The sequence below is a fragment of the Mycobacteriales bacterium genome (genome assembly GCA_035550055.1).
Classification (GTDB): Bacteria; Actinomycetota; Actinomycetes; order JAFAQI01; family JAFAQI01; genus DASZTV01.
Map to the genome: position 1 here is coordinate 1 of DASZRO010000062.1, position 9,999 is coordinate 9,999.

Here is a 9,999-nt window from a genome sequence, read left to right on the forward strand (position 1 = left end):
TGCCAGCTCACCGCGCTCTGGGTGGACGAGGCGAGCGGCCGGTTCGAGACGATGCGCACGATCGCGCCGCCGGTGGGACGCGGCTGGGAGTGGATGACCGGCGGCTACGACTGGGACGCGGAGCTGGCCCAGCTGCCGGAATGGCTCGCCGAGAAGTCGACCGCGCCGTCGGTCGAACCCGGCCGGTACGACCTCGTCATCGACCCGTCGAACCTCTGGCTGACCATCCACGAGTCCATCGGTCACGCCACCGAACTCGACCGCGCCCTCGGCTACGAGGCGAACTACGCCGGGACCTCGTTCGCCACGCCCGACAAGCTGAACAACCTTCGGTACGGCACCGAGCTGATGCACGTCACCGGAGACCGGCAGGTCGACAACGGGCTGTCCACGATCGGCTTCGACGACGAAGGCGTCGCAGGTCAGACCTGGGACCTGGTCAAGGACGGCATCCTCGTCGGCTACCAGCTCGACCGTCGGACCGCGGCGCTGTCGGGCTACGACCGCTCGAACGGGTGCGCGTTCGCCGACTCCCCGCTGCACGTCCCGATCCAGCGCATGGCCAACGTGTCGCTGCAACCCGTCGCCGACGGTCCCTCCACCGACGACCTGATCGCCGGCATCGAGGACGGGCTCTACGTCGTCGGTGACAAGTCGTGGAGCATCGACATGCAGCGCTACAACTTCCAGTTCACCGGTCAGCGCTTCCATCGCATCAAGAACGGCCGCCTGGCCGGTCAGGTCCGCGACGCGGCGTACCAGTCGATGACGACCGACTTCTGGGGATCGATGTCGGCGGTCGGCGGACCACAGACCTACGTCCTCGGCGGCGCGTTCAACTGCGGCAAGGGCCAGCCGGGGCAGGTGGCCGCGGTCAGCCACGGTTGTCCGGCCGCGCGGTTCGACCATGTGCGCATTCTCAACGCGACGCAGGAGGCCGGACGCTGATGGCGCTCACTCCCCAAGACGCCGTCGAGCGGGCCCTTGCAACCTCGGCGGCCGATGGCTGCACCGTCATCGCCAACCATGACGCGACGAGCAATCTCCGCTGGGCGAACAACACCTTGACGACCAACGGCGTCACCGAGTCGCTCGGCGTGACAGTGGTCTCCACGGTCGAAGGACCCGACGGGTCGCGTGCGGCTTCGGTCAGTCGCAACACGACGTCGGCCGAGGAGATCGAAGACCTGGTGCGTGAAGCCGACGCGGCGGCACGCGCGTCGTCGGTCGCCGACGACGCGGCGCCACTCATCGAAGGCGGTGACGCCGCGGACTGGGACGCCGAGCCGGTCGAGGCGCCGGTCGCTGCGCTCGGCGGAATCGCCGAGTGGCTGGGTGAGATCTTCGGGGCGGCAAGTTCGGCCGGGCAGGGCCGTTACGGCTACGCCGAGCATTCCGTCGTCACGACGTACCTGGGCTCCTCGACCGGGCTGCGTCGGCGACACGCCCAGCCGGCCGTGCGGCTCGAGCTCACGGGACGCAGCGACGACGGCAAGCGATCGGCGTGGAGCGGGCAAGGCGCGGCGGACGTAGGCGCGATCGATCTCGCCGCGATCGAGGCGGACGTCGCGACGCGGCTGGCGTGGGGTGAGCGGCAGCTCGCCCTCGACGCGGGTCGCTATTCGACGATTCTGCCGCCGTCCGCGGTAGCCGACCTGCTGATCTATGCCTACTGGAGCGCAGGCGCCCTCGACGCCCATGAAGGACAGTCGGTGTTCTCCCGGCCGGGCGGTGGCACGCAGGTGGGACAACGACTGTCCGACGTCCCGCTGACGTTGCGCAGCGACCCGTCGATGCCGGGACAGGAGTGCTCGCCGTTCGTCGTCGCAGGAGCGTCGAGCCGGATGGCCTCGGTCTATGACAACGGCGCCGCAATCGAAGCGACCGACTGGATCCGCGACGGCAGCCTGGAGGCGCTGATCCAGACGCGGCACTCGGCTGCGGTCACCGGGTTGCCGTTCACACCCGGCGCGGACAACCTCGAGCTCAGCGCACCCGACACGACGGCCTCCGTCGCCGACCTCGTCGCGTCGACCGAGCGCGGCCTGTTGCTGACCTGCTTGTGGTACATCCGCGAGGTGGACCCGCAGACCTTGCTGCTCACCGGCCTGACGCGCGACGGTGTGTTCCTGGTCGAAGGCGGCGAAGTGATCGCAGCGGTGAACAACTTCCGCTTCAACGAGAGCCCGGTCGGCATGCTCCGGCGCATCGCCGAAGTCGGGCGAACCGAGCCGACGTTGGCGCGCGAGTGGGGCGACTACTTCACCCGCACCCGGATGCCGGCGTTGCGGATCGCGGACTTCAACATGAGCACGGTCTCGCAGGCGTCCTAGGCGGCCGACGCAGCGCGGCTACTCGATGCGGAAGCCGACCTTCATCTGCACCTGGAAGTGAGCGACCGCGCCGTCCTTGAGCTGTCCGCGAACCGACTGGACCTCGAACCAGTCGAGATTGCGCACGGTCTGCGCCGCTTTCGCGATCCCGTTGCGGATCGCCGCCTCGAGACTGTCCGGGCTGGTGCCGACGATCTCACTGATGCCGTACGTCTGGTCAGCCACGGCGGTTCCTTTCTCTAGGCAAACAGCCACTTTTCACTGCGACGACCGTACCTATGGACGGAACGTGTCTCTGTTTGGCACCCTGATCGCCAGCGCCTGGGCGGATCCGAGATTCGCGGGGGAACAGCGCACAGACGCTCCCGGACGCGGTGCCGGGCGGCTGCCCCCGTGGCTGCCCGGCACCGCCCGGCAATCGACGCGGGGGGCGTCTCAGGCCACGCCGGCGCGGCCCCGCAAGCCTGCCAGGTCGGTGATCACGATCGTTCGGCCGTCGACGTGGATCAGCCCGCGGGCGACGAAGGACGACAGTGCCGCGTTGACGCTCTGCCTGCTCCCGCCGGCGAGGTCGGCGAGCTTGCCCTGCGTCAGCGACACCACCGGCAGCCCGCCGTGAGCCGCCGACCCGTCGTGGTTGTCGACGAGCCGGAGCAAGGTCTTGGCCACCCGAGCAGGCAGGTCGAGCAGCCCATCGTCGGCGACCTGGTCACTGAGCCGGCGGATGGTTCGCCCGAGCTCGCGCACCACCCCGTCGATCAGCCGCGGGTCGCGGGACAACAGACTCAGGAACGCCGTGCGCGAGATCGCGAACACCTCGCTGACCTCGAGCGCTTCGATCGACGCCGATCGCGGCCGGTTGTCGAGAAGCGCGAGCTCGCCGAACGACCCGGGAGCTTCGATCACGTGAAGCGCTCGATGCCCTCCGGTCCGCGCCTCGCGCTTGACGAGGACGCAGCCGCGCGCCACGACGTACAAGCCGTCGCCCTCGGTGCCCTGCTGGATGATCAGGGAGCCGCGCGGGTACACCTTGCGCTCGGCCGCGGTCGCGATCGACTCGAGCTGCGGTTCCGGCAGCCGGCTGAACATCGGCACCGACCCGAACAGCGTGATCAGCTCGGCTCTCGTCCACTCCCGCCGGCTTGCGGTTGCCCTGCCCATGACCCCCCGATGACACGATGCGGCCGCGGACAGCATCCCACGCAACCCGGGTGCCCGGGACGCGCCGCGGCCGGGCTAGGTGAGTCGAACGACGTCGCCGACGATGAGGACGGCGGGCGGCTTGACGCCCGCCGCTCTCGCGGCGCCGGCGAGGTCGGCGAGACGCGCCCGCACCACTCGCTGCTGCGGCAGGGAGGCGTTCTCGACGACCGCGGCACCACAGTCCGGCGATCGCCCGCCTTCGATGAGAGTGGCCGCGATCGCCTCCAGGTTGCCCACCGCCATCAGCAGGACCAGGGTGGCGTTGGTCGCCGCAAGGGTTGCCCACTCCACGGTCGAGCGGGCATCGCCGGGTGGCACGTGACCGCTCGCGACCACGAACTGCTGGGTCGTCCCGCGCTCGGTGAGCGCAATGCCGGCGAGCGCGGCCGCGGCGGTCGCGCTGGTCACTCCCGGCACGACCTCCACCTCGACCCCGGCGGCGCGGCAGGCGTCGACCTCCTCGCTGCCCCGCCCGAGCACGAACGAGTCGCCACCCTTCAGCCGTACGACGCGCTGACCAGCCTGCGCTCGCGCGACGAGCAACGCGTTGATGTCGGCTTGCTCGGCGGCGTGGCCGCCCGGCGTCTTGCCGACGTCGACGACTTCGATCTGGGCGTCGAGGGAGCCGAGCAGGCCGGTCGGGCCGAGCCGATCGGTCACCACCACATCGGCGTCCTGAAGTGCGCGAAGCCCCTTCACGGTGAGCAGGTCCGGGTCCCCCGGTCCCCCACCGACCAGCGTCACGCGGCCGGCGGCGCCGCGGTGCCGCCGAGGCGCGAGCGACCCACTGCGCAGACCGTTGCCGATCAGGTCCCGAAGCTCGGCCGCGCGCGCGGGGTCTCCGCTCGCCGACACCGCGACGGTCAGCTCGTCGACCTCCGCGACCGCGGGACGCCAGGCGGCGGAACTGGCGGCGTCGTCGGCGCGCACACACCACACGCCGCGGGCCTGCGCAGCCGTCGAGACCTGCGCGTTCACGCCGGGGTCGTCGGTGCAGGCGAACACCAGCCACGCCCCGTCCACATCGCCGTCGGCGTACGCGCGCTCGCGTCGCTCCACCGCCAGGTCGGCGATCTCCGGCGAGATCGACGGCGCCACGACTACGACATCCGCGTGCGCGTCGACCAGCCCGCTGACCCGTCGCGACGCAACCCGGCCGCCCCCGACCACGACCACCCGGCGGCCGGTCAGGTCCAGAAAGATCGGGTAGCGCACCGACCCATGGTGTCAGGCGGACGGTGTCAGGCGGACGGTGTCAGGCGGGCGCGCTGCCGAACAGCCGGTCGCCGGCGTCCCCCAGGCCGGGGACGATGTAGGAGCGCTCGTCGAGCCGCTCGTCGACGGCGGCGACCACCAACGACACGTCGTCGGACGGAAACGCCGCACTGACCCGGGCGATCCCTTCCGGAGCGGCGAGCAGGCACACGCAGGTCACCGCTTCAGCGCCGCGGGCGAGCAGCGCCTCGACGACCGCGACCAGCGTGCCGCCGGTTGCCAGCATCGGGTCGAGCACGAAGACGTCGCGTCCCGCCGCATCGTCCGGCAGCCGGTCGGCGTACCAGGACGGCTGGGCGGTCCGCTCGTCGCGCGCCAGCCCGGCGAAGCCGACCTCGGCGTCAGGGAGCAGCCGGATCAGACCGTCGAGCATGCCCACACCTGCCCGCAGCACGGGCACGACCAGCGGCGGCGGGGAGGTGAGCCGCACACCGGTGGTCCGTGCGATCGGGGTTGTGATCGCGACCGCCTCGACCGACACGGACCGGGTGGCCTCGTAGGCGAGCAACGTGACGAGGTCGTCGACGAGCCGGCGAAACACCGGCGTCGTGGTCTGCACGTCGCGCAGCGTCCCGAGCTTGGCGGCCACCACCGGGTGGTCGACGACGGTCACCCTCACGACGGCAGCCCCTTCAGCTCTCCTCGCCGATGTCCTCGTTCCACAGCTTCGGGTTCGCGGCGATGAACTCTCGCATCAGCGTCTTGCACTCCTCGTCGTCGGCGACGACGACCTCGACCCCTCGTGACCGCAGGTGCTCCTCGGCGCCCACGAAGGTGACGTTCTCGCCGACCACCACCCGCGGGATGCCGTAGAGCAGGATCGCGCCGCTGCACATGTCGCACGGCGACAACGTCGTGTACATCGTCGACCGCCGGTAGACGCTCGCCGGCTGGCGGCCGGCGTTCTCCAGCGCGTTCGTCTCCCCGTGGTGGATCGCGCTGCCGTGCTGCACCCGGCGGTTGTGACCGCCCGCCAGCAGCTGTCCGTCGGCGACCAGCGCGGCACCGATCGGGACCCCACCCTCCTCGCGGCCGGTGCGCGCCTCCGCGATGGCCGCGTCGAGCCAGCGCCGGTCGTCGTCGGAGAGCTCGGTCACGTCGCCGCGGTTGCCTTCGTCCGGCCGAGACCGGCCTGGTAGAGCACGAAGTAGACGACGGCGGCGAGCACGAACCCGACCTCCGGGGTGAGGTCGCCGAGGTTCGGGTGGTTGCGTACGACGTAGCCCATGAACTCGGTCTGGTTCGAGAACAGCAGGATCGAGACGGCGCCGCCGACCGCCATGGCGATCGGTCCTGCCCAGCTCGTGTGCCGGTGGTCGTAGAGCAGATCCGCGTGGTTGCCGCGCCGGAGCACCTGGTCCACGAACACCACGGCCAGCCACGGGGCGATCCAGTACGCGATGACCAGAAGGAAGTTGTTGTACTTCTCGGCCGCGTCGTGGAGGCCGGTCCACGCGACGATGAAGCCGGCGACGCCGAACACGCCGGCGATCATCGCGCGCCGCAGCTTCAACGGGATCTTGAAGCCGAGGGTGTTGAACGAGATCGAGCCCGAGTAGATGTTGATCGCGTTCGCCGCGACCGCCCCCAGCGCGATCGCGATCAGGGTGAAGTCGGCGATGCCGGTCGGCAGCGGGTTGGTGAACTGGCTCGTCGGCGAGTCTCCCTTCGCGCCGATCGTCGCCGAGGCGGCGCCGATGATCTCCAGCGCGATGCAGGACAGCGCCACGCCGAACCCGGCCCACCAGCCGGTCGCCGCCTTGGAGGTCTTCGGGTCGAAGTAGCGGGTGTAGTCGCTCGCGTAGGGGTTCCACCCGCACGCGTATCCGAACGTGGCCGCGGTCGCCAGCGTGAAGCCGCCGTACGTGCCGTAGCCGCCGGCACCCTGACCGCCGTAGTGACCCTTGGAGAACGTGTAGATCCCGGCGAGGACGAAGGCGACCAGCAGGATCGGAAACGCGAGCTTCTCGAACAGATGCACCAGGTTGTGCCCGTACAGCGCGATCGCGATCTGCGCTGCGACGATGATCAGCAGGCAAAGCACCTTGTTCCAGTGCAACAACGTGTTGAGCGCCAGCGCACCCGACACGCTGTTGACCGCGAACCAGCCGACGCCCGCGATCAGCGCGTTGATACCCGCCGGCAGGATGTTGCCCCAGTAGCCGAACGAGATCCGGGACAGCACCATCTGCGGTACGCCGTACTGCGGGCCCTGGGCGGACAGCCCGGCGTGGGTGATCGACCCCAGGACGGTGCCGAGGACGATCGCGCCGACGGACTGGCTGAAGCTCAGGCCGAAGAACTCGATGCAGATCACGCCGACGAAGACGGTCGCGAACTCGAAGTTCGGCGACATCCAGGTCCAGAACAGGTTGAGCGGCTTGCCGTGCCGCTCGGCGAGCGGAATGAACTCCGCGCCGCCAGGCTCGATGACGGCGACCTTCTCGCCGTAGTCGCCTTCCCGGATCTCGGTGTTGGCCGCGAGCCCGGCCTCGTCTTGAACCGTCGTCATCTGCTGGATGCCCTCCCGGTCGTGGTGGTCGGGATGCTAACCATCGAACGCGTCGTGGATGTCACATGCCGAGCTGCCACGCCGTGTCCCGTTACAGCCGACGCAGGTGTGACGGGTGGGGCAGGACAGCTGCCGGTAATCCGGCGGCCATCTGGTTTTCAGGTGCGACTCAGGTGGGCAGAGCAAGGTCAGGCCATGAGTACATCGACGGCGCGAGCACAGCGCGGCGAGTCCCGCCGCGAGACGTTGCTGACCGACTTCACGCTCGCCCCTCTCACGCCCCAGGAGCGGCGGCGTGCCGCGCTGACGGTCTGCCGCGGTTCCGAGACCGTCGACGAGGCGCGCGAGCTGCTCAGCGCCCTCGGCCTGCTCGACGACGCGGCCATCCGGGGCGCGGCGTAGCCGCCGCTAGTCGGTGAGGTCGGGGATGTCGACGCCCGCGATCCCCGGCTGCTTGTTCATGCAGTCCTCGACCTCCGCGATCTCCTTGTCGTTGGCGTGATCGATCCGGAAGCGCACGTCCCCGACGAGATCCGCGGTCGGGCCACTCGTGTCGAACGGCTCGGGCACCGCCTCCGGCGTCACGTGCTCGCACGCGGTCAGCGCCGCCTTGTGCTCGGCCTGCGTCGCATTGGGCGAGAAGTAGAAGACCAGCTCCCGCTTGGTCAGCGCCGAGGTGTTGCACCCCGCCAGCGCCAGCGTCGTACCGGCGGCGAGCGCGGCGACCAGCAACCGTCGTACTCCCTGTGGCGCCGCGTGGGACGCGACCATCACCGAAACCTCCTGGTGCAGCACACCCCGGCGTCTGTCAGCCTACGGGCATGACCAACCAGCCCATCGAGAGCTACGCGCTTCTCGGCGACCTGCACACCGCCGCGCTGGTGAGCCGCCTCGGCACGATCGACTGGCTCGCGTTTCCGCGATTCGACTCCGGGGCGTGCTTCGCGGCTTTGCTCGGAGACGACGAGAACGGGTCGTGGCAACTCGCACCGGCGGGCCGGCCGGAATGCACCCGCCGCCGGTACCGCGGCGACACGCTCATCCTCGAGACGGAGTGGGAGACCGCCGGCGGCGCCGTGCGGGTCATCGACTTCATGCCACCGCGCGGCGAGGCACCGGACGTGGTGCGGATCGTCGAGGGCATTTCGGGCTCGGTCGACATGGAGACGACGATCCGGGTCCGATTCGACTACGGCTCGATCCTGCCGTGGGTGCGCCAGCTGAACGGCGGGCTGCGGATGATCGCGGGACCCGACTCGCTGTGCCTGCGCTCCCCCGTCAGCCTCGCCGCAGATGGCACCAGCCACGTCGCGCGGTTCCGGGTGAACGCGGGCGATCGCATCCCGTTCGTCCTCACCTGGCAGGCGTCCCACCGCCACCCGCCGCGGGCGATCGATCCTGAGCAGGCGTTGCGCGACACGGAAAGCGAGTGGACCGCCTGGGTCGCAACCTGCCACTACGACGGCGAATGGCGGGACGCCGTGATCCGGTCCCTGGCCACGTTGAAGGCGCTGACCTACCGGCCGACCGGCGGGATTGTCGCGGCCGCCACGACCTCCCTTCCGGAGGCGATCGGCGGTGAGCGCAACTGGGACTACCGGTACTGCTGGCTACGCGACGCGACGATGACGCTGCAGGCGCTGCTCTACGCCGGCTGCACCGACGAGGCCAAAGCCTGGCGCGAGTGGCTGCTGCGCGCCGTCGCCGGCGACGCCAAGGACATGCAGATCATGTACGGCATCGCCGGGGAGCGGCGGCTCACCGAGTTCACGCTGCCGTGGCTGTCCGGCTACGAAGGGTCGACGCCGGTGCGGGTCGGCAACGAGGCGTCGGGCCAGTTCCAGCTGGACGTGTACGGCGAGCTGCTCGACGCCCTGCATCTGGATCGTGAGTCGGGCCTTACCGCCCACGACGACTCGTGGGACCTGCAGCGCACGATCCTGGACGAGCTCGAGGGCCGCTGGGCCGCGCCCGACCAGTCGCTGTGGGAGATGCGCGGCGACCCGCGTCACTTCGTGCACTCGAAGGTGATGGCCTGGGTCGGCCTCGACCGCGCAGTCCTGGCGGTCGAGAAGTTCGGACTCGACGGGCCGGTCGACCGTTGGCGCGCGGTGCGCGACGACATTCACGCCGAGGTGTGCGCGAAGGGCTACGACGCAGACCGCGGCACGTTCACCCAGTCGTACGGCTCGAAGGGGCTCGACGCCTCGACGTTGCTGATCCCCCAGGTCGGCTTCCTGCCCGCCACCGACGAGCGGGTGGTCGGCACCGTCGAGGCGATCGCCCGGGATCTCACCCACGACGGTTTCGTGCTGCGCTACGACACCTCGCAGGCCGCCGACGGCTTGCGAGGGACCGAAGGCGCCTTTCTCGCGTGCACTCTGTGGCTGGCCGACGACCTCCACCTCATCGGCCAGGAGGCCCGCGCCAGGGAGACCTTCGAGCGGGTCCTCGACCTGCGCAACGACGTCGGGCTGCTCTCCGAGGAGTGGGACCCCAAAGCGAAGCGGCAGCTCGGGAACACGCCGCAAGCGTTCAGCCACGTGCCGCTGGTCAACACCGCCCGGGCGCTGTCCACGACCGGGGCAAAGACCGGGAGGGTGTCGCGCCGCGAGCCGCGTCACCACCGCGCGGAGCGGGGTCGATAGGCTGTGCGGGCAATCGCCGGAACGTCAA

11 protein-coding genes are annotated in these 9,999 nt (G+C 70.2%); 4 read left to right on the forward strand and 7 right to left on the reverse strand.

The genetic code is table 11. The annotated features are described in order from the left end of the window. Together VG899_09305 and VG899_09310 are read left to right on the forward strand one after the other, a co-directional pair. Positions 1 to 948: TldD/PmbA family protein (locus tag VG899_09305; protein HWA66547.1), on the forward strand; the 948-nt coding region annotated here is incomplete at its 5' end. After that, positions 948 to 2,333, forward strand: a complete 1,386-nt coding sequence (locus tag VG899_09310; protein HWA66548.1) for a metallopeptidase TldD-related protein — start codon at positions 948 to 950, stop codon at positions 2,331 to 2,333. The genes VG899_09305 and VG899_09310, both read left to right, overlap by 1 nt. 18 nt (positions 2,334 to 2,351) lie before the next feature. Here VG899_09310 and VG899_09315 read toward each other — a convergent pair whose 3' ends face one another. From VG899_09315 to VG899_09340, 6 genes are all read right to left on the reverse strand, one after another. Continuing rightward, positions 2,352 to 2,558, reverse strand: coding sequence for a dodecin (locus VG899_09315; GenBank protein ID HWA66549.1), 207 nt, complete (start codon positions 2,556 to 2,558; stop codon positions 2,352 to 2,354). A 210-nt stretch (positions 2,559 to 2,768) separates the two neighbouring features. Next, entirely contained in the window at positions 2,769 to 3,494 is a 726-nt protein-coding gene (locus tag VG899_09320; protein ID HWA66550.1) for a Crp/Fnr family transcriptional regulator, read from the reverse strand. A 75-nt stretch (positions 3,495 to 3,569) separates the two neighbouring features. Beyond that, the gene (cobA, locus tag VG899_09325; GenBank protein HWA66551.1) at positions 3,570 to 4,751 is read right to left on the reverse strand and encodes a uroporphyrinogen-III C-methyltransferase; all 1,182 of its coding nucleotides are present in this window, start codon (positions 4,749 to 4,751) and stop codon (positions 3,570 to 3,572) included. Positions 4,752 to 4,791: 40 nt separating this feature from the next. Next, the gene (gene upp / locus VG899_09330) at positions 4,792 to 5,430 is read right to left on the reverse strand and encodes a uracil phosphoribosyltransferase (protein ID HWA66552.1); all 639 of its coding nucleotides are present in this window, start codon (positions 5,428 to 5,430) and stop codon (positions 4,792 to 4,794) included. Positions 5,431 to 5,443: 13 nt separating this feature from the next. Continuing rightward, positions 5,444 to 5,908 carry a nucleoside deaminase gene (locus VG899_09335; GenBank protein HWA66553.1) on the reverse strand — a complete coding sequence of 155 codons (465 nt, stop codon included), beginning with the start codon at positions 5,906 to 5,908 and terminating at the stop codon, positions 5,444 to 5,446. Next, positions 5,905 to 7,323 (reverse strand): cytosine permease, encoded by a 1,419-nt coding sequence (locus tag VG899_09340; GenBank protein ID HWA66554.1) that lies wholly within the window; start codon positions 7,321 to 7,323, stop codon positions 5,905 to 5,907. Before VG899_09340 ends, VG899_09335 begins: the two co-directional genes overlap by 4 nt. A gap of 195 nt (positions 7,324 to 7,518) precedes the next feature. Between VG899_09340 and VG899_09345 the strand changes: the two genes are divergently transcribed. Continuing rightward, a complete protein-coding gene (locus tag VG899_09345) occupies positions 7,519 to 7,725 on the forward strand; it encodes a hypothetical protein (GenBank protein HWA66555.1) in 207 nt (68 codons plus the stop codon). A gap of 6 nt (positions 7,726 to 7,731) precedes the next feature. Here VG899_09345 and VG899_09350 read toward each other — a convergent pair whose 3' ends face one another. Beyond that, positions 7,732 to 8,097 (reverse strand): hypothetical protein, encoded by a 366-nt coding sequence (locus tag VG899_09350; protein ID HWA66556.1) that lies wholly within the window; start codon positions 8,095 to 8,097, stop codon positions 7,732 to 7,734. A gap of 47 nt (positions 8,098 to 8,144) precedes the next feature. Between VG899_09350 and VG899_09355 the strand changes: the two genes are divergently transcribed. Next, positions 8,145 to 9,971: a glycoside hydrolase family 15 protein gene (locus VG899_09355; protein ID HWA66557.1), complete on the forward strand. Its 1,827-nt coding sequence runs from the start codon at positions 8,145 to 8,147 to the stop codon at positions 9,969 to 9,971. The last annotated feature ends 28 nt before the right edge of the window (positions 9,972 to 9,999 follow it).